The organism is uncultured Allobaculum sp. (genome assembly GCF_948576815.1).
GTDB lineage: Bacteria > Bacillota_I > Bacilli_A > Erysipelotrichales > Erysipelotrichaceae > Allobaculum > Allobaculum fili.
In genome coordinates, this window is the sequence record NZ_CAPAEZ010000025.1 from 1 (window position 1) to 18080 (window position 18080).

An 18080-nucleotide genomic window follows, 5' to 3' on the forward strand; every position below is an offset into this window, starting at 1 on the left:
CCGACCCGGCGTCGGAACCACCCAGTCCCTTGTTTCGCTGCTTCAGCCATTCATCGTGGCTGTCAGTCAGCTTGTGGGCGATGGCGTGTTTTTTGATTTGAGATAAATTCATGTGTGTATCCCTTCTCCTTTCTCAGCTCCCTGAGTTTCTCTCCATCTGTCATCTGCCCCACTCCTTTGAGTAAGACTCAGCCCTTCTCACCGCATCCAGGACCTTCTGTCTGGGCTGGATACTTGATCGATTGATGCACTTGTATGCCCCAAGCGCAGCTTTCAGACAGTCAAAGTAAGCGACATGGTGGCCGTCCTTCAGTAAGCTGTATAATGGTGATTTTTGCCAGTCGAGACGTTCAACCATGAAACCGTCTTCCAGAGGCATCATCCCGTCAGTTAGCCCGGCCATGTTCTTTGATTTCCTCGACAGTGAACCCCAGATCTTCCAGATCAACGTAGGGGTATGGAAGATCTGCCTTTGCAGCTTTCAGGATATCCTCTCTGGTAAATCCTCCGTGCAGATTTTCGAGACTCTGCAGGATCGAATCAAACATTTGGTCCACTATTTCTTTGGCATCTGCAGACAGAGAAGCCGCCTGCCAAAAGCCGTCGATGTAGCACCACAGGTTTTCCAGCCTGTTCTGTGCTTCTTCAGATTTCGTCATTCCCTTTCCCTCCTTCTATTTCTCTTCTTTTCTGGTGATGTCAGTCATTACATAGACCCCGTTGTTTCGCTTACCCAGAAATTCAGTCAGCTTTTCTAGTTCTTCGCATGCCCGTTCAGGGCTTCAGTAGTAGCCAAGGTCTGTACGCAGCTGACAGTCTTCTGTCTTGGCCCTCACGATGTAGCGGTTAGAATCAGCGGGGCGCTCAATGGCGAAGATCTGTACAGAATCGGCATTCACGACCTGTCCGGTGATAGTTTTGATCAGCAGCATGGGAAATCCTCCTTAATGTCCAAGTTCAACACTCCAGCAGCTCGCAGCTCGTTGAGTGCCTTGATCTGTGCTTTTGTGAATGTGACGGCTCTGATGAAATTCGACCATACGCTCACGCAGCCGCTTTCCTTGCAAAGCCATGTCATGTAATCGAAGTAATATGCTCTGGGACAGCGCTTCTCCAGCTGTCTGGGGGTTATCCTGTCCCGTCTGCATATATAGGCGGTCATATATCCCGAATGGCTGGGCACTGCATAGTGCACCGAGCCATCAGGATGAATGATCACTTCGAGATAATCCGTAAAATGCTTCTTGTGCTTTCGGACATCGAAGTCCGAATGCACACTGTATTTGTCTTTCATATGATCCCTTTCTGTGTCAGGCCCGTAACGCCGGGCAAGTGGTGCCCAGGCAGCGGATACTGTAAACATCATGGAAGAAAACGAACGGAAGTATGGCACGCTCCTACACTGCCGTTACTCTCCCGGCCTTACCGGCCTGCCGTTGTGTCTTAGATCCGGCCCTCATGCGAGAGGGCGTGAACGAGAATGAATTTGCTGATCCGGAGACACCTCACTTTCTTTACTTTTGGGGTGCCCTCTCTCATCAGGACCGGATCTTTGTGCTAAAATCTGGCTGTGTGTGTCGCCTGGCTCCCTGTTGAGTCAGGCCTTTTCTTTAACCATGAATTCCCAATGGTATCCGCCGGCCCGGCGTCCCCATTTGATGGCCTCGCTCATGTTGTGCGGGCAGCGCAGACCACATGCCAGCGTTGCAGCTGATATGCTCGGAAAAATCTCGCCGGTTTCAAGACAGCGAACCGGTTTTGCCGTTGAGTTTGGTGTAGTTCTTGTGGTATCCCGGAAAGTGACTTTCTTCCCGAAAAGCACCACTTCGTCCCCGATGGCCTTTCTGGCAAACCACAGGTTTCCAACGGTGCAGCCCAACGCCTTGGCTGCCGGCTCGTAGCTCGGATACACAACTCCGTCGATTGTGACTTCCACTCGATACATCATCCAAACACCGCCTGCATCACTGTGGGAGCCACCAGAACAGCCGCCACCAGCAGAGGGATACCGACATACAGCAGGATGTCGTCCAGCAGTTCCCTGCGATGCTGCCGCTCAGCTTCCTGCTGAGCAAGAATCTCCTGACGGTCAGCCTCCTGCCGCCAGTCTTCGTAGAATTTCGGGATCATGACTGTGGATCCATTCCGAGATTCTTTGTCAGAAGCCGTTCGGTCTGCTTTGCGCAAGTTTCGACTTTGCTGGCTGCCATCCGGGCATCGTTTGCCACCAGATTCAGCGAATCGGAGAGATTCCCAAACCACTCGTCCCAGTTGACGTATCGCGGGGTCCCTTTGGAGTCCCTGATGCACTGCGCCAGTCTCACACCGGCTTCTTTCAGGAGTACCTGCGCTTCCTGCAGCCGCTTGATGTTGTACGCAAGGATTTCGGCTGAGTTGTCCATGGTCCCCTGCCCTGCTTTCTTTTTCATGCTGCCTGTCCTTTCTGCTTCTTCCATTCCTCACATGCCGCCCGGTGTTTCGGGTCTGAGTAGTATCCCGGCATATCTGCCGCGATTGCCTGCGCCAGCTGACGCAGGACTGTTTTTTCCTGTTCGCTCAGCATTTGTATGTCCTTTCTTTGATGTATTCGAGTGTTTCCTGTGGGGTGAGGTAGCCAGTGGGATCCTCTTCATGGTTTCTGTCCCAGGCTTCAAGTCACCCTTCTTCTGCTCCGTGTGAGTAGCACAGCGGCCAGTAAATCACCGAAATGGGGTCACCCTTCCCGACATCGGCCAGAATCTGTTCCTTATCCCCTTCGAAGGCATCCCAGGGGAATGGATTTTCCTTCCGGATGTACTCGTAAGGGATACCAGCAGCATCAAGCAGCTGCCGCAGCTCTGTCATGGGGTTGGTCATGACTCAGCCCTCCCGGAGGCCTTCGGTCAGCAGCCGGAAGGTTTCTCGGCCCTTGGGCGTGATCATGGTCTGCTGTCCTGCCCAGGTCGTCTTGTCGTTCTTGGCTTCCTTGACCTCAAACAGACCGTCTCCCTTGCCGGATTTCGGCGTGAGCTTGCCCTTTTTGTCCCGGTACAGATACCCATGATCCAGAAGGAATTTCACGAACCGCCGCTCCTTGACCCGCAGTTCCTTCGCTGTATCCCGGATGCTGGAAAGCATGTTTCTGTCCACCAGGTCATCGAAGTATTCAGCCTTGGGCCGCAGGGTTTCGTTGGCCACTGTCAGCTGGGAGTTTTCGATTTTCAGGCTGTCCCGCTCCTGCTGCTCCCTGATCCATGCCCGGGCCCGTTCGATCGGGTCGGCGATCATGTAGCTGTCCCGGTGGTTCACCTGCTTTTCCAGCTCGATGAGCTTCTGACGGATTGCCTTGCCCTTCTCCGTCCGCTGGATCATGCAGATGTGTTTCGCCATGTCGAATTTCAGAATGTGCTGACGTGCTTTTCTGCCGCCCGAACTTTCGCTCAAAAATGCGCTAAAGTCTTTTCCGTCCTCGAAACCGTATTCACACATTCGAGGAAACCAATCTTTGTAAGGTGTCTTGATCTCGAGCTTTTCATGCAGCTCCCTGCCGATGACTACCTGCTCCCCGGTGCTCGTTGTGTAGACCGGGATCAGGTCAGAATTGAAGATTTGAAGTTCGTTCATTTTTAAACTCCTATTGTGCCTACGTAGTTAAACAGAAATGTTGCAAGTACCAGCCAGACAATGACGAACCAGATCCAAAGCCCGTACACCTCGATGCGCTCACTGATGACCGTGCATCCGATAGTGGTTATCCCCAGGAACGCAAGGCCGACGATGATCTGCTGCGCTACGGTCATTCCGTTTCCTCTGCCGCTTTTGCCAGGTACTCAATGACGATGCGCTCCACCTCGTCGCAGGCTTGATACTTTCCCTTTTGGATTTCGTCGTCGAACCGGTTGAATGCTGCACAAGCTGTCTCTTTTCTTTCCCGGATGTCATGCAAAATTTTGATGATGTAACGGAGTTCGACGTTATTGCTCATGTTTGCGTCCTTTCAATTTGTGTTTCATGCTTCCTTTCTCGTTTGCTATCCTTGTTGTGAGAAAGGGGGTGAAATTTTATGGAAAAATGTTTTATTGTCTCGCCGATTGGAGGCAATGGAACCGCAACCAGGGAACACGCCGATACAGTGCAGGATTACCTGATTAAGCCCGTATGTGACGAATTGGGCCTGGATGCTATCCGGGCTGACCAAATCCCTGGATCCTCAAAAATTGATGACGAAATTTTTGAGCATCTTAGTAACGATTATTTGGTCATCGCAGATTTAACCGACTTAAACCCAAATGTCCTTATTGAGGTGGGGTATAGGCTTCGTGACGGGAAGCCTATGGTTTTGATTTGCGATGAAGATCGCAATTCGAAATTGCCTTTTGATGTGCAAGGGATAAGAACCTGCTTTTATCTTCTCGACCTCAGAAACGTCGGTCCGTCAAAAGAGAAATTGAGGAACTTTATCCTGGCAGCCCTTGAAAAATCTGAGAATTACTATTTGGATCTCAAGGCAACTGTTTCCAATTGCAGAATCAAGACTTTCACCGATAAAGACGGCATGACAGTTCGCAAGAGTTCAATTCCGGAGAAATACCGGACTCTGCTACTTGACGGGGTCAGGAACGACTTTCGAAATCCCAAAATTTCCTGGGATTGATTGCTCTTTTTCCAACTTCAGGACTTCGCAGCTCTGCAAAGCTTCGAAGTTCTTTTTTGTGAATCGGTACGGATACCAATCGTCAGCAATCAAGTCTTCTACCGAAGGCTCCCAGCCGGGATACAGAGCTCTCTGATTTTCAATTGGACAATGCACACCGATGACACCGCCCATCAATACGAAGAAATTTCCATTCAGGATATCCCGCTCTCTCTGGATCGCTACCCAATCCTTGGACTGCGCTTCCAGAATCGCTTTCTGAATGTTCATGTCAGACACCTCCTTTCTGAATGTCCAGTATAGTGGACTAAAGGCCCGAAAAGATTTCCGATGCTGATACACCCAGGGCCCTGGCTAATGCCTTCATTGTCTTGGCCGTGATGTTGACAAAATGACCGGCTTCCAGTGCAGAAATCGTCGAACGGGCCACCCCGCTCATTTCGGCAAGTTCTTCCTGAGTGATTTTGGCTCGTTCCCGCAAAGTCTTTAAGTTTGTTGCCATCGTCTCGCTCCTTTCTTGTCCTTTTTATTGGACATCCACAGTATAATCCTGTCCGCTATAGGGGTCAAGCGTTTTGTCTAATTTATTGGACGAAAGACGCGTAACAATGTACAATAAAATAGACAATGGAGGGCTATCTAATGCGTATCGGTGAAATCATTGCCCAATATCGAAAAGAACATAATCTATCGCTCCGGGCTTTCGCAGAACGGACGGGAATCAGTAGGTCATACATCAACACAATTGAAAACGATGTAGACAACACAAGAGCCATCACAATAAACAAGATTGGCCAGTTGGCTAAAGGCATGAACATGACCTCTGACGAACTGCTGGACATCATGGATGAGGAAACCCCTGTGAATGTCAGTGGTTTCAACCATACCGCTGCCCGTTCCGCACTTCCGCCAGGGGCCTTCCCGATTCCCGACCTGTCCGGATTAAAAAAGATCCCCATCCTGGGATCCAGTGCCTGCGGGCTGCCAATCGAGGCCATCCGCTCATACGACTACATCCAAGTCAATTCCGCTCTACGTGCCGACTTCGCACTGTTCGCAGAGGGCAAGAGCATGACCGGGGCCGGAATCATGGACGGATCCATGGTTTTCTTCCGGGAGACGGAGGCAGTCAATAACGGAGAGATTGCCGCTGTCACGGTGGACAACTCCACCACGATCAAACGGTTTTACCAGTACGGTGAGACGGTCATCCTGAGAGCCTGCAACCCGGAATTCGATGATCAGGAATATTCGGGCGACGAGCTGATGGGCATCCACGTTTTTGGTAAAGCGGTGGCCTGCATGACCGGACTGAATTAACTCTATTTCTTGACATACGTATATTTAGGCGTATAATATAGGTATAAGGAGGTCAGAGATGACATTCAGAGAAATGGAAAAAGTGATTTTGAAGGATGGATGGTACATTGACAGGCAAAAGGGGAGCCACAGACAGTACAAGCATCCTACAAAGAAAGGCACCGTAACCTTGGCGCCTCACAGCTGGGCTGACACGATATCCCGCGGAACAGCCAACAGCATCCTTAAACAGGCAGGGCTACAGAAATAGCCCTCCTGTATCTGTATGTCATCGAAATGATATGAAAACAAAAACTTATTTAGCCGTTATGGAACCGTGCACAACTGGTTATGATGTATTCTTCCCCGATTTTCCCGGTTGCGTGGCATCTGGAAAAACCATTGACCAGGCTGCACGCAACGCAAAAGACGCCCTTTCCATGCACTACTACGCTATGGAAGAAGATGGCGAAGATATCCCGGAACCTTCTGCGGCTCTTAACGCTGAGGATACAGCCGGCAATGTTGTTTCCCCTATCACGATTTATCCGGAACTGCTGCATGAGGAATACCGAAACCGCAGAGTGAAAACCAACACAACCATCCCAGCATGGCTGAAAGCGGCCGCAGAAGAACGTGGCATTAATTTCAGCCGGGTTCTGGAAAACGCTCTGATGGGGATGATCAACTGAGAAACATCCAGAGAAAGCGAAAAGAAAGAGGAAACACATGACAGAAGAAATCACAACTCCGGCTATCCCGGAGGAAGCAAAACCGGAGGAAAAACCCGCAGAGCCGGCAGCCGGGGGCCCTGATCTGGGCCAACAACTGCCCTGGTACCGGCGTTTCAGTTGGTGCCTGCTCATCTCCCTGCTGCTGGCAATCGCTGAGCTGGCAGGCATTACCTACGCGATCCTGTTCATGCCAGGCATCGCAGCGTTCTTTCTGAGCGGAGTGCTCCTGTACGGAGTGATGCCATTCTTCTTCCTGCTGGGTGCAGCTCTCTGCTGCAATCTCGCAGCGCTCGGATACTGGAATCGCTGGACGGCTCTGGTTTCCGCTCTGCTGTATATTCAGGCCGGCGCCTGTCTGGCAATCACCACGGTTTTTACAGCAATCCCCGCGGCCCTGTGCCTGGTATCCATGGCGTGGAGCGTCAAGCATGGGCGATGAATCAAGTTTTTGATTAAAAACTTGATTGAAAGGAGGACCATGAAACAAAAAAAAGGCCCCGCAGCTGATATACGGGGCAAGGGTGAATCCGAAGAAAGTATAACACGAAAAGCCAGGGCAGCACTTTATTTGCGCTACTCGTCATCATCTCAGACGGAGCAGTCTATCGAGGGACAAAACACCGTTTGCACTGACTATTGTGACAGCCTCGGCATTAAAATCGTGGCCACTTATATAGACCGGGCGAAATCGGCAAGCCACGACACAGCAAAAAGGACTGAATTTTTACGCATGATCGAAGATGCAAAGAATGGCGCCTTTGACACGGTCGTGGTCTACAAGCTGGACAGATTCGCCCGAAACCGTTATGACAGCGCAATTTTCAGGAGAAAACTGGAAGATGCCGGTGTTAAGCTGATCAGTGCCACAGAAGCGATCTCATCCACTCCGGAGGGCATAATCTTGGAAGCCGTGCTGGAAGGCGTCAACGAATTCTACTCCGCCGACCTGAAACAGAAAGTTGAGCGCGGCATAAACGAAAGCATCAAAAAGAAAAAGAACCTGGGAGGAACCACTCCATTGGGATACCAGGTGGTAAATGGGCATCTGGAGCCTGACCCAAAAACCGCTCACATTGTGCAGGAGCTTTTTGAAATGGTGGCAGATGGCCGACCTTACTCTGAGATAATATCGGTTTTTAATTCTCGGGGATATAAGACTGCCAGCGGGAACAAATTCACGCGCTGCAGTTTTTATAAAATCATGCACAACAAAAAGTATCTCGGATACTATTGCTATAAAGACATAGAAGAACCAGGCGGTCAGGAACCGCTTGTATCCCCTGAGTTGTTCGAAAAAGTCCAAAGGAGATTGAACATGAAAGGAAAAAAGAAGTCGATTGCAGATCCGTACCTGCTGACTGGAAAATTGTTTTGTGGCCATTGTAGTGCCCCGATGGTCGGAGAATCGGGAAAAAGTGCAACCGGCAAAGTCCATAAATACTATAAATGTGCAGAGAGAAAAGCCGGAAGCTGCAGCAAAAAGCCGGTCCGAAAGAACACAATCGAGGATCTTGTCATCTCTGAAACACAGAGCCTGTTGACTGGTGAAAGGCTCGAAGAGCTGGTGTCGATGGTCATGGAAGAGATCAAGACAATCGAGACGCAGTCCAGGATCCCGGCAATGATGGAAGAGCTGAAAGAGATCAACGCAAAATTGGAGAATGCTGTGAATGCGGTCCTGGCTGGAAACAATTCCGCCGTTCTGGCTAAAATGATGGCGTCGCTAGAGGAAGATAAACGAATCCTTGAGGACGCAATCGAAGACCAGAGAATCAAGGAGCGGATCCAGAAGCTTGACGCTGGCCAAATCGAATACTATATAAGAAACTTAGCGACGATAGACCCCGCCAGGCTTATTGATACATTCGTGGAGAGGATCTATCTTTATGATGACGCTGAAAGTGGAGAAAAAAACCGCCGTCTAAAGATCATTTACCGATTGAGCGGAGAGCCGGAAACAGAAGTCGATTGTTCGGAAAATGTTTCCCTTAGTCCACCATGGAAAACAAATCCGAACACAGACGTGACAGGATTGATTATAAATGGCAATCACCTTTGGTTCGTGATTATCAGAGACCTCAGAGAAATCTGAGGCCTTTTCTTAAATCTTTGTATATCCACTTGTAGATATATCCATAAAATGATGGCAGTTGTCACTTTTTCCCCGCACTTGCGGGGCTTTTTTTATTCTCAAACAATGGCGCACATTGTGCGTTTTCTTCTTGTATTAGCGTACAACGTACGCTATAATATGAGTGTAAAGAGGAGGAAATGAAATGAACTACTACGACATCCAGTGCCTGGCACAAATCAACGAAGTGGACGGCGACAAGGTCGATGAGCTCGTGGCCTCCATGCTGGAGAACGGATGGCAGGGAGCCCCCATCCTTGCGATCCCTGACTCCATGCTTATCACAGGATCCCACCGCATCGCGGCTCTGAGGACCATCTGGGACCGCTACAACACCGGCGAGTACGAGGACAACGAAGTCCTCGAAGCAAAAGCAGCCGAACTGCTGAACAACGATGACATCGCCTACGATGTAACAGACCTGGTAGAGGATGCTTTCCAGAGTTACCGCGAGCTGAACGACGAAGAACCGGAATTTGATTTCGATGAAATCGGCTGGATCTTCGAGGGCACAGAAGTCGAGCAGTGGAAATCTGAAATCGATGAATGGTAAGGAGGTACACCATGACATCCAAAGAAATCAGAAACGAAATCATAACCAATCGGGCAGAAATCAGAATGCTGCAGAGAACGAATCAAGGCATCGATGCCCGCAATCACGAGCTGATGCAAGAGCTAGACCGGCGAGAACGCAAGAGTAAATAAGGAGGACAAAATAATGACAACGAGCAAGTACAACAAAATAAAAAAGGCAGCGAAAGCTGGCCATTATCCTGACACATTCCGCACCTGCCTGAACATGATCCCGGAAGGAGTCCAGAACTCTTTGCCCTGGCACCAGCTGGCGCAACTTGTTGATACGATCCACGAGTCATACGAAAACGGTCACACGGCTGGCTGGAAGGAGGCTCAGTAATGACTTACACGGAATGGCTTGCGGTGCTGGATGAGTACCGCGAAAAAAGCAGCGATGTTGCTGCAGCGGAGAACCCGCTGAACCTGCGGGATGGAAAGAAAGCCGTTGAAGCTGCAGGCTACATCTGGGCAGCAGCCCATGCTGATCTGCCTGTTCTGCTGTCGACCTCCGGGATGACGGCTTACGGACTAGGGAGAAAGTTTGACATCTCTCCCCGAACAGTCCAGGCTTGGGCCAATGAGTCTAGAAAGGCTCCGAATTATGTGATCGACATGATGGCTTACATCCTGGTATCGGAGCTGCAGGCACTCAAACGGATCTGGTTCGTTCAGAACTGCTATCCAGGGACAGAGGACCTGACGTTCTTCTCCAGTGAAGACGAAGCCCTGGAGTACGGTCAGGGCCTGTGGGAACACAGATCCGAGCAGGAAAAGGTCAGATACCGCAAAAACGCAGGCAGTGAATGGCGGCTGTCTGCAGGAACCATTGAAGTCCCGACTTCCATGGACGAAGACGAGTACTGGGACGAAGTCCTCGCCCAGGACTACGGAGATGAAATCAAAGACTTTACCGCATGAAAAAAGCCTATAGAAAGTGCGTTGTCTGCGGGCGTGATTTTGTCCCTTTGACAGACCACACGGATGCCGTGAACAAATGCCCTGAGTGTGCCGCGAAAGCGAAGCAGACCGCAGTCATGATCAGGACTTGCAGCAGGTGCGGGAAAGAGTTCGAAGGATTCCCAAATGAGTTGTATTGCGATGCGTGCAAGTACGACGCAAGGCGGATACGGGCAGCCAAATATCGCCAGGAAGGGCACAAAAGGCACCTTGGCGATACCGATGTTTGCGAAAGGTGCGGGCAACCCTACACGATTCGCAGCGGGCTGCAGAAATACTGCCCGGATTGCCAAAGACAGGCGCTGCTGGAAAAGCAGCGAGAGCGAAAAAAATCTCAATCAAACCGCAGAAAGCGCAGTGAGCGCAAAAAGCAGGCAAAAGAAACGCGGCAAAAAGTCTGCGTGTATTGCGGCAGAGTCTACAACGACTCCAGCTCATCAAACGCCTGCAGTCAGGAGTGCCGCGATTCATGGAAGATGCTGGCCCATACCCGATGGATGTACAACCACGGAAAAGCATCAAAAGCGCTGTTGGATAAATACGAAGCGCTCCGGGAAGCGAAATTGAAAGAAACAAAAAAGGAAACCTGTTATTTTTGATAGGTACATCGGGTAACCTGTTAAAAAACGGCACTTTTTAACAGGCGCTATTTATGCTACAATACAATCGTCATTAATAGTGCTCAACCACAGTTGAAGCAACAAAAAAAGCCTCTCCACACCACACAGGCAGGAGAGGCTTTTTCACGTACCGGCTCCGTAGAGTCCCGGTCGTTCTTATGGATTAATTATAGCAAAAATCCCGGTTGTACACCCGAGGTGATGTTTATTTTCCTTCGCTGATTTCCACCAGTGGATCTGAGTAAACCCATAATCCATGGATTTTAACTTTCTGGTTCGGGATATCAATAGCTTCTACCGTTGTTCGGTCCAGATAGACAATTGCCTTATCGTTGGCCAGGTATCCATCGCACTTGCCATCTTTTGTGGATGTATGTTCGGAGATAAAGGCCATCGGGAACCAGCCGTCTCCAAGGGCCGGAACCCTGATATAGTCACCATCAGCAAACTTTCTTACTCCAGCCATAATAGCCAGCGGTCCGGAGGTGACTTTGGACCCTTCAGTCAGGATCTGATCACACCGGGTCTTGACTCCGTTGATGGTCTTTTCAGCAGGTTTTGCCGGTTTCGGCTTAGTCGGAGTCGGATTGGCAGGTTTTGAGGCTGCAGCCCCTCCCCCCTTTTTCTGGTAGGCTGTCACCTTATCCACGAATTTATCCCAGGAATAGGGCCGGCCTGCCCGGATTTCAGCCGGACAGTTTTTGCCTGTCCAGTGCCAGTGTTGGAACAGCAGTTCCACACCGTGGCGATTCAGGATCTGTGCTGCCAGCTGTGCAGCATTGTCTGTAGCTTTGGCCAGATTGGAATCGGGGTTTACACAGATCTCAATGGAGATGGTTGTGGTGTTACCAGGCCCAGTAGCACCATCTCCAGCATGCCAGGAAACCTCATCTTCGGGGATGAGCTGGATGGCTTTTTTGTCGTCAACGACATAATGGTAAGAGTCATAGGCGCTGTTGCAGCTGTTATGACAATAATTGGCGTGAGCATCTGCACCGGATCCGCGGGAGTAGTTTCCAGTGTTGTGGATGGTCACCCCCTGGATGCGAGTGAGCTTAGTGCCCGGACGCTTCATTGTCCCAACAGGCAGGATTCTTTTTTCAATATTCATTTCATTTCTCCTTTTTTCTTTTCAGCATTTCCAGATAGGGGTTGGTGACGGGCAGGTCATCCCGCACCGGCAGCTCGCAGAGCTCGTTTTTCCAGCCCTCAGCAGTGCCGTTTCCGCCCTTTGCGTGATAGATTTCGTAAGCCTCCAGAAATTCCGTTTTCTGGTGGCTGGTCAGAAATCCCTGCAGCATGTACTCTGCGTGATACCTCTGCAGCAGATAGCGCATGATCAGCTTCAGGCCCTCATCGTTGGACTCTGCGGAGTCCTTGAGTCGGGCTGTGATCAGACCGAGTTCGGCAATGGCCTCTTCGTTCAGCTGGCTGCGCTGGGTGTTTGCCTCGATCCGCGCAAACTGCTCATCGGACTTGGACCTGTTTGCCTTGCGGTCTGCATCGGCTTTCTGGAGCTGCCACATGACCAGGCCAAAAAGGCCAGCTGTAAGCGCTGGCCCGATGGCTGTGATAAACGCGATGAGATCAGTCACTCTGCCGGTCCTTGTCCAGACCCTCGATCGCACGGACAAAAGCCTGATGCAGGCCGGTGGATGCCAGACCTGTGACAGCCCCGGCAACGCCGTTTTCCAGCGCGGGACCGGCCGCCCAGATCGTGAGAGCACAGCCCAGGCAGGCCATGATGGTCGGGATCCAGTCATTCACCCGCTCATTGGTCACGATGTGCTTGAGGCAGTAGCCCACCACCAAGCACGCCATGAGGGTAACCGGCTGGATGTAGTTTGTGATGTCAGTCATATGTTTGACTCCTTTCGTTGCAAGAGAAAACCGCACCCGGGAATGGATGCGGTTAGTGTGAAATTTTGGCTGCAAAAAAAAGCACCTTACACTTTTTTCCGGCAGTGTCTGTCCAAATCTGCGGATACAGAATCTCCCCCTTTTTAAGTGGGTAAATCGTGATGATTTCTTGGGCAAACTCCGATGCAGAAGAAGACGGAGTGTTTACTCCGTTTATAGCCAGTGTCCCATCCGTTCCATTTCTCCGGTGGATAATCGAGAATTGCCTATAAGTCAAAGCTCTGTCATCAAATGTACCCAGGGTAGAATCCCCTATGTTTTTGAATGTGAATTTTATGTAGTACAACCCGTTTTCTGGGACAGTCCAAATCAGATCATCATTGTTGTCTGCATTGGCCCAGGCTTTGGTGGTATAGGTCTTGACATATTTCCACTCTTTCCAGCCCAGTGCTTCCCCAACCTCAGGCAGCTGCTTGATGGTGCCGTTGCTCTTCACCTTATGCGACATAGCAAAGCCTCCTTCCCTTTTTGCAAAGAGTCAGAGACTCAGATACGGAGAGTGTGCCCCCTCCCCGATTAGCTGTAGCTAACCGGAGATTTTTTACTGTTTTCATCCTCTGTCTCCTTTCGGACCAGCAGGTCCCATAGGACCCATAGGACCCATCGGTCCAGTCGGTCCCTGTGGACCCCTGAAGTACCCTTTTTCCGCAAAGAAAAAGGCAGCCATTGTGCCCCCAGCCATACCGCAGATTGCTGCAAAAATTCCTTTGATAATAGTTTTCATTGTGATTCTCCTTTACTGAGCGACATCAACCGCTGTCTGCCCATTAATTACTTTTGCTTTCCAGTCCTCCAGAGCCTTGAGCCTGACCGCCAGAGCTCTGCCCTGGTTGGCCGTCAAAGCCACTGTGGTGGATGTGCTTGTAAGTGTGTCGTTAAGTGCCGGCTGCGGGCCGGTATCACCTTTAGGACCTTGTGGTCCTGTAGCTCCCGTCGCACCCGTTGCTCCTTTTGCACCCGTCTCCCCCTGTTTTGCCACGGTATAAGCCGTGCTGGCATTTCCATTGGTCAGGGTGATGATGATGCGGGTCCAGAGATACCAGCCAGCCCGGACGGTTGGCGGAGTCGATGCCCACGATGCCTGCAGTGGTGTGGCAGTGGCGGAGCTTGAGGACGTGTAGGTTATGGCGATGCTTGAGATCCCGACACCCTGCGGACCAGTAGGTCCAGTGTTGCCGGTAGCTCCTTTGTCGCCGGTGTTGCCTTTCGGTCCCTGGATGCCCTGCGCACCCTGTGGCCCCTTGATACAGGACACATACACCCAGCGCGCTGCCGAGGCGTTTCCGGCCACTGTGCACCGGTATAGGTTGCCGGTGCTGGTATTGACGTACAGATCGCCAACTAGCGCATCGGTGATTCCGGAACTGGTAAAGGATGTGTTGGATGTGGATGTGCCTGTCAGGGCTGCACCTGCAGTGATGCGGTTGCCCCGCTGGCCGGTCGCTCCAGTTGGACCTTGAGACCCTGTAGCACCCTTTGGTCCGGTAGGTCCCGTGGCTCCGGTGGCTCCAGTATCTCCTTTCGGGCCTGTGGCACCGGTTGCACCCCGAGAAGGCTTTCCAGTGTCATTAGATCCGATGTACCAGTTGCCGTTTGCGCCGATGGTAGGCGTCACACCGTTGGTGCCGTCTTTTCCGGCTGGGCCAGTTGCACCCGTCGCACCGGTTGCTCCTTTTGGTCCAGTCTCGCCCTGCAAGCCTTGAGGTCCACGGGCTCCGGGAGCACCGTCTTTTCCAGCCGGACCAGTATCCCCCTTCTCGCCTTTGGCTCCATCCTTACCGGCAGGGCCTTGCGTACCTGTATCTCCCTTGGGTCCCTGCAGGCCTTGAGGCCCGCGCTCTCCCGTGTCGCCCTTCTCACCTTTCAGACTGGCTTTCTGGGTTGCAGTGAGATCGTCCCACGTGAGCGGGTCTCCCTTATCCCCTTTGTCCCCCTTGGGACCCTGGAGTCCTGTGTCACCTTTTTCTCCCTTGGGGCCCTGAGCGCCTGTATCGCCCTTGGGTCCAACAGGACCTGGTACCAGCTCCAAAATCGCTGTCTTGCCATTGTCAAACGTCACTGTGGCAGTTCCGTCGCCGTTGTCCACAACAGCGGTGATACCAGCACCATCGGACCCGGGTGGTCCCGGTGGGCCTTTGATATTGACCGGCTCTGGGTTGGGCTGTCCCCCGGTGTTGGTCCAGGAGATGACACCTTCCGCAGAGACAGACGGGATCCATGCGTTTCCTTCCTTGCCTTGGGGGCCTGTCAGCTCCACTTTCTGGGCTTCTGTCAGTTCGTCATAGGTCAGGGCTGGCCCCGGGAGACCTGGGACACCCTGTTCCCCCTGCTCTCCCTTCTCGCCTTTTTCACCAGCTGGACCTTGCGGTCCCGGTGGCCCCTGGGGGCCGGTTTCTCCAGGTGGTCCCTGGGGCCCCGTTTCTCCCTGGGGTCCAGCTTCGCCAGCATCTCCCTTTTCTCCAGCGGGTCCTGACGGTCCCTGCTCTCCGGGTTCGCCTTTCTCCCCCTGGTCCCCTTTGTCACCGGGAGGGCCAGCGGGTCCGATCGGTCCCGCAATGCCCTGCGGTCCCTGCTTTCCTTCCGGTCCCCGGATGGCCTCTTTCTGCTCATCGGTCAGCTCGCCTTCCATCCGCTGGCCGTTGATGGTGGGCACATTTTTCAGTTGCCGGTAATCGTCGGTCACCATCACGCCATCGATTTCCAGCGATGCAGTCAACCCCTCCGGCTCGCTTATGCTTCCGGCCAGCAGTTCCACTGGTTCCATCTGGGCCGTCAGTTCCTCCAGTTCAGAGACGCTTCCGGAGACGGACACAGGATCCGCAAGATTTCCGGAAACGCCGTCCGGCTCGGAGACTTGAGTCTCCAGCCGGTCAGGCTCAGACAGCGCCGCTTCCAGGCTGATTTTCTCGACAGCCATCAGCCCACCTCGGCAGACAACGTGAATTTCGCCCGGTTGATGATTGTGTCGATGTCTCCACCGGCCTTCTGCAGCTCGATGTCGTACAAGTAGGAACTGGCTTTCAGGGCTTTCGTTTCCTCAGCCGTGAGATGCAGCTCCTTGGTTGCTGTCGGAATCTCCTTGGTCAGCACCGGGGACGCCGTTGCGGATGTGGTAGTGGGACCCAAATAAAACACCAGCTTGTCACCGGCTGTCAGATCGTAGGCAGACCCGTCGGCCTTTTTTACTGTCACCGTAGTGCGCAGTGTATCACCGCGGGTCATGCTGATCTCGCACGTTTTTGGGTCAATCTTTACTGTCATTCCTACTCTCCTTCCTGTACTTTCGCTGTTTCTGTCCCAGCTGACGGCTGCTCTGTCCCAGAGTTTGCATCCGCCGGCGGATCCTCGGTGGTCAGCGTGTCCACGATGGTCTGACCGTCAAGCACCTGCTGCTTCCAGGTCTCCAGACCGCTGACAGCCTGAGACAATCCAGCCACGTCGGAACCCTGCAGGGCAGTGATTTGCTCTGTGTGGCGGTCGCTCGTCGTCTGCAGTGTTGCGATGCTGGTCCCCTGGCTGGTTACAGTGCCCTCCAGATTGGCCAGGCCGGTGTTTGCTGTGCCCGCCGATTCTGCAGCATCATTCGCAGCTTTCTGGGCTTTGGATATGTTTTGTGACAATGCCGTGTCCTGTTGCCGGAGGGATTCCAGCACAGACTCATGCTGCAGCAGTTGGGCCTGCATGCGGTTGACGGCGTTGAGCAGGTCTCCTTCGTACTGGTCAGACTCATGAAAAACACTGGGATAAACCTTGATGTAAAAAGCAAAGCTGGACACCGCATTGCTGGGTGCCTCTGTCTCTGCCACCGTCGCCAGGTTATCCTCATGGTCCACGTTGACGATGGTGTTGCCCGCCAGCACCGCAGCCTTCCAGGACTCGAAAGAGTTGGTGATGTACTCTTTGGTGTAAAAAATCAGCTGCGCTTCATAAGTCCCTGGCTCCCTGGTGATCTGCACCGGGATGACCATGCTCACTGTGTGGGCGTCCTCGACGTTGCACCAGTCCGTGACATTTGAGCCGGTAAACTGGTTTTTGATGACGTACCGCACAGACACGCCGGTAAGGTCATTTTCCAGCGTGAAGCTCTTGACGTTGCCCTGGTCGTGCTGATTGCACTCCACGATGACGTCCAACGCTTTGTAATTTGTATTGATGACCGGGTACATTCCTGCCATTCTGGCACCTCCTTTCTAAATCAAACGGGATAGCATTTGATCACTATCCCGTTGACGATCTGCATATAAAGTTTTCTCTCTGTTGTGCCGCCGGTTGCTCCTTCCGGCACTACTGGAGCCCAGCCTTTGAGATAGTCGTACCAGTGTCGGGCCTGTGTCTGCCTGACAGACTGGTTGGTGTCGGCCGGTCTTTCGTAGTTGATCAGGAAAATTTGCGCCAGCTGCTCCGGTGTGGCTTTGGATACCCTGAACTGCTGGTAGCTCATCCCGTAGCCCTTGTCTATCCACGAGTAGCCTGTGCGGCTCTCTTCATCCAGTTTCTGGCATTCGAGATTGCCGTAATCCTTGATAGGAGCGTCGCCGAGATAGTCCCTGATGTTGGTCCATGGTGTCCACTGCACCAGACCAAACCCTCGTGATGAGACAGGCTGGCAGAAAGGCACATCACCTTCCCACCTGTTAGGATTCAGTGTGGACTCACTCTGAGCATTGCCCAACACAGCGCATGTCGCTTCCAGGGTCCAGCCCTTGGCATGTAGATAGCCCCAGATGCATTTGGCATTGTTCTGCATCTCCGCCATGGTCAGCGGTCTGGTGTTTTCCGGGATGATCCAGGCAAGACTGGAGGCCGCCAGCTTCTTGGGGCGGAGGAACCCGCCGTCAGGTGCAGACAGAGAAACCAGATTAAAGCAGGCACCGATCCCGTATGGGATACCTCCCTGGTTTTGGCCAAAATACTTGCCGTTGTAGTACATGGCGATGTGGCCAAAGCCGCCGCCGTATGCATTGGTCCAGATGGCCACATCCCCATTGCGGGGAGATGTGACCACATCAAAGTACTGCAGCATCCCCAACTCTGAGCGATGCTCCCACAGGTCCCGGACACCTCCGGAGTAGGCACAATGTGCATACGGGATGCCTAACCATCGGCAATATTCTGCGTATCCGTCCCAACACTGGGCATCGTATGCGCCGTCGATGTCATACCCACGGTCGTTGTGGGTTATGACAAACTCATCGAAATTCAGGGCCATA

At 52.3% G+C, this 18080-nt stretch carries 31 protein-coding genes; 12 read left to right on the plus strand and 19 right to left on the minus strand.

The annotated features are described in order from the left end of the window. Positions 1 to 386: 386 nt before the first annotated feature. Both Q2J39_RS04975 and Q2J39_RS04980 read right to left on the minus strand, forming a co-directional pair. Positions 387 to 659 carry a hypothetical protein gene (locus tag Q2J39_RS04975; RefSeq protein WP_300913600.1) on the minus strand — a complete coding sequence of 91 codons (273 nt, stop codon included), beginning with the start codon at positions 657 to 659 and terminating at the stop codon, positions 387 to 389. Positions 660 to 782: 123 nt separating this feature from the next. Next, entirely contained in the window at positions 783 to 932 is a 150-nt protein-coding gene (locus Q2J39_RS04980; protein ID WP_300913601.1) for a hypothetical protein, read from the minus strand. Between the two features lie 15 nt (positions 933 to 947). On the opposite strand from Q2J39_RS04980, the gene Q2J39_RS04985 reads away from it, so the two are divergent. Continuing rightward, the gene (locus tag Q2J39_RS04985; protein ID WP_300968129.1) at positions 948 to 1082 is read left to right on the plus strand and encodes a hypothetical protein; all 135 of its coding nucleotides are present in this window, start codon (positions 948 to 950) and stop codon (positions 1080 to 1082) included. A gap of 515 nt (positions 1083 to 1597) precedes the next feature. Here Q2J39_RS04985 and Q2J39_RS04990 read toward each other — a convergent pair. The 7 genes from Q2J39_RS04990 to Q2J39_RS05020 all read right to left on the minus strand — a co-directional run bounded on the left by Q2J39_RS04990 (position 1598) and on the right by Q2J39_RS05020 (position 3964). Next, a complete protein-coding gene (locus tag Q2J39_RS04990) occupies positions 1598 to 1948 on the minus strand; it encodes a hypothetical protein (RefSeq protein WP_300968130.1) in 351 nt (116 codons plus the stop codon). Next, positions 1945 to 2130, minus strand: coding sequence for a hypothetical protein (locus Q2J39_RS04995; RefSeq protein ID WP_289068887.1), 186 nt, complete (start codon positions 2128 to 2130; stop codon positions 1945 to 1947). The genes Q2J39_RS04990 and Q2J39_RS04995 overlap by 4 nt, the downstream gene beginning before the upstream one ends. After that, complete coding sequence (locus tag Q2J39_RS05000; protein WP_289068886.1) at positions 2127 to 2429, minus strand: hypothetical protein; 303 nt, start codon at positions 2427 to 2429, stop codon at positions 2127 to 2129. Before Q2J39_RS05000 ends, Q2J39_RS04995 begins: the two co-directional genes overlap by 4 nt. 226 nt (positions 2430 to 2655) lie before the next feature. Beyond that, on the minus strand, positions 2656 to 2856 hold the full coding sequence (locus tag Q2J39_RS05005) for a hypothetical protein (protein ID WP_290458151.1): 201 nt from the start codon (positions 2854 to 2856) through the stop codon (positions 2656 to 2658). Between the two features lie 3 nt (positions 2857 to 2859). Then, positions 2860 to 3603 carry an antA/AntB antirepressor family protein gene (locus tag Q2J39_RS05010; protein ID WP_289068883.1) on the minus strand — a complete coding sequence of 248 codons (744 nt, stop codon included), beginning with the start codon at positions 3601 to 3603 and terminating at the stop codon, positions 2860 to 2862. A gap of 2 nt (positions 3604 to 3605) precedes the next feature. Beyond that, positions 3606 to 3779 (minus strand): hypothetical protein, encoded by a 174-nt coding sequence (locus Q2J39_RS05015; RefSeq protein WP_289068882.1) that lies wholly within the window; start codon positions 3777 to 3779, stop codon positions 3606 to 3608. Further along, positions 3776 to 3964, minus strand: coding sequence for a hypothetical protein (locus Q2J39_RS05020; protein ID WP_289068881.1), 189 nt, complete (start codon positions 3962 to 3964; stop codon positions 3776 to 3778). Before Q2J39_RS05020 ends, Q2J39_RS05015 begins: the two co-directional genes overlap by 4 nt. Positions 3965 to 4042: 78 nt before the next feature. Here Q2J39_RS05020 and Q2J39_RS05025 point away from each other — a divergent pair, with 78 nt between their 5' ends. Continuing rightward, positions 4043 to 4633: a hypothetical protein gene (locus tag Q2J39_RS05025; RefSeq protein WP_289068880.1), complete on the plus strand. Its 591-nt coding sequence runs from the start codon at positions 4043 to 4045 to the stop codon at positions 4631 to 4633. Here Q2J39_RS05025 and Q2J39_RS05030 read toward each other — a convergent pair. Both Q2J39_RS05030 and Q2J39_RS05035 read right to left on the minus strand, forming a co-directional pair. Further along, complete coding sequence (locus Q2J39_RS05030; protein ID WP_289068879.1) at positions 4580 to 4903, minus strand: hypothetical protein; 324 nt, start codon at positions 4901 to 4903, stop codon at positions 4580 to 4582. The genes Q2J39_RS05025 and Q2J39_RS05030 overlap by 54 nt on opposite strands. A 37-nt stretch (positions 4904 to 4940) precedes the next feature. Beyond that, positions 4941 to 5135, minus strand: coding sequence for a helix-turn-helix transcriptional regulator (locus Q2J39_RS05035; protein ID WP_353960996.1), 195 nt, complete (start codon positions 5133 to 5135; stop codon positions 4941 to 4943). A 140-nt stretch (positions 5136 to 5275) separates the two neighbouring features. On the opposite strand from Q2J39_RS05035, the gene Q2J39_RS05040 reads away from it, so the two are divergent. The 10 genes from Q2J39_RS05040 (at position 5276) to Q2J39_RS05085 (ending at position 10929) form a co-directional block, all read left to right on the plus strand. Then, the gene (locus Q2J39_RS05040; RefSeq protein WP_289068878.1) at positions 5276 to 5953 is read left to right on the plus strand and encodes a S24 family peptidase; all 678 of its coding nucleotides are present in this window, start codon (positions 5276 to 5278) and stop codon (positions 5951 to 5953) included. A 73-nt stretch (positions 5954 to 6026) separates the two neighbouring features. Continuing rightward, positions 6027 to 6203 (plus strand): type II toxin-antitoxin system HicA family toxin, encoded by a 177-nt coding sequence (locus Q2J39_RS05045; protein WP_285943122.1) that lies wholly within the window; start codon positions 6027 to 6029, stop codon positions 6201 to 6203. 31 nt (positions 6204 to 6234) lie between these two features. Continuing rightward, entirely contained in the window at positions 6235 to 6624 is a 390-nt protein-coding gene (locus Q2J39_RS05050) for a type II toxin-antitoxin system HicB family antitoxin (RefSeq protein ID WP_285943111.1), read from the plus strand. A gap of 37 nt (positions 6625 to 6661) precedes the next feature. Continuing rightward, complete coding sequence (locus tag Q2J39_RS05055) at positions 6662 to 7105, plus strand: hypothetical protein (protein ID WP_285943113.1); 444 nt, start codon at positions 6662 to 6664, stop codon at positions 7103 to 7105. 39 nt (positions 7106 to 7144) lie between these two features. Beyond that, positions 7145 to 8758 carry a recombinase family protein gene (locus tag Q2J39_RS05060; protein ID WP_289068877.1) on the plus strand — a complete coding sequence of 538 codons (1614 nt, stop codon included), beginning with the start codon at positions 7145 to 7147 and terminating at the stop codon, positions 8756 to 8758. 184 nt (positions 8759 to 8942) lie between these two features. Then, positions 8943 to 9350: a ParB N-terminal domain-containing protein gene (locus Q2J39_RS05065; protein WP_289068876.1), complete on the plus strand. Its 408-nt coding sequence runs from the start codon at positions 8943 to 8945 to the stop codon at positions 9348 to 9350. An 11-nt stretch (positions 9351 to 9361) separates the two neighbouring features. Then, entirely contained in the window at positions 9362 to 9502 is a 141-nt protein-coding gene (locus tag Q2J39_RS05070; RefSeq protein WP_289068875.1) for a hypothetical protein, read from the plus strand. A 13-nt stretch (positions 9503 to 9515) separates the two neighbouring features. Then, a complete protein-coding gene (locus Q2J39_RS05075; RefSeq protein WP_289068874.1) occupies positions 9516 to 9713 on the plus strand; it encodes a hypothetical protein in 198 nt (65 codons plus the stop codon). Continuing rightward, positions 9713 to 10291, plus strand: coding sequence for a hypothetical protein (locus Q2J39_RS05080; protein WP_289068873.1), 579 nt, complete (start codon positions 9713 to 9715; stop codon positions 10289 to 10291). The genes Q2J39_RS05075 and Q2J39_RS05080 overlap by 1 nt, the downstream gene beginning before the upstream one ends. Further along, a complete protein-coding gene (locus Q2J39_RS05085; RefSeq protein ID WP_289068872.1) occupies positions 10288 to 10929 on the plus strand; it encodes a hypothetical protein in 642 nt (213 codons plus the stop codon). The genes Q2J39_RS05080 and Q2J39_RS05085 overlap by 4 nt, the downstream gene beginning before the upstream one ends. 226 nt (positions 10930 to 11155) lie before the next feature. Here the strand turns inward: Q2J39_RS05085 and Q2J39_RS05090 are convergent, their stop codons facing one another. From Q2J39_RS05090 to Q2J39_RS05125, 8 genes are all read right to left on the minus strand, one after another. Further along, positions 11156 to 12061 (minus strand): N-acetylmuramoyl-L-alanine amidase family protein, encoded by a 906-nt coding sequence (locus Q2J39_RS05090; RefSeq protein WP_289068871.1) that lies wholly within the window; start codon positions 12059 to 12061, stop codon positions 11156 to 11158. A 1-nt stretch (position 12062) separates the two neighbouring features. Continuing rightward, positions 12063 to 12545 (minus strand): hypothetical protein, encoded by a 483-nt coding sequence (locus tag Q2J39_RS05095; RefSeq protein ID WP_289068870.1) that lies wholly within the window; start codon positions 12543 to 12545, stop codon positions 12063 to 12065. Beyond that, positions 12538 to 12810 (minus strand): phage holin family protein, encoded by a 273-nt coding sequence (locus Q2J39_RS05100; protein ID WP_289068869.1) that lies wholly within the window; start codon positions 12808 to 12810, stop codon positions 12538 to 12540. Before Q2J39_RS05100 ends, Q2J39_RS05095 begins: the two co-directional genes overlap by 8 nt. 52 nt (positions 12811 to 12862) lie before the next feature. Next, a complete protein-coding gene (locus Q2J39_RS05105) occupies positions 12863 to 13318 on the minus strand; it encodes a hypothetical protein (protein ID WP_289068868.1) in 456 nt (151 codons plus the stop codon). 288 nt (positions 13319 to 13606) lie between these two features. Further along, positions 13607 to 15523 carry a hypothetical protein gene (locus Q2J39_RS05110; protein ID WP_289068867.1) on the minus strand — a complete coding sequence of 639 codons (1917 nt, stop codon included), beginning with the start codon at positions 15521 to 15523 and terminating at the stop codon, positions 13607 to 13609. A gap of 263 nt (positions 15524 to 15786) precedes the next feature. Then, on the minus strand, positions 15787 to 16131 hold the full coding sequence (locus Q2J39_RS05115; RefSeq protein ID WP_289068866.1) for a hypothetical protein: 345 nt from the start codon (positions 16129 to 16131) through the stop codon (positions 15787 to 15789). A 2-nt stretch (positions 16132 to 16133) separates the two neighbouring features. Further along, positions 16134 to 17045: a hypothetical protein gene (locus tag Q2J39_RS05120; protein ID WP_289068865.1), complete on the minus strand. Its 912-nt coding sequence runs from the start codon at positions 17043 to 17045 to the stop codon at positions 16134 to 16136. Positions 17046 to 17065: 20 nt separating this feature from the next. Then, positions 17066 to 18079, minus strand: a complete 1014-nt coding sequence (locus Q2J39_RS05125; protein WP_289068864.1) for a phage tail tip lysozyme — start codon at positions 18077 to 18079, stop codon at positions 17066 to 17068. Position 18080 lies beyond the last annotated feature (1 nt).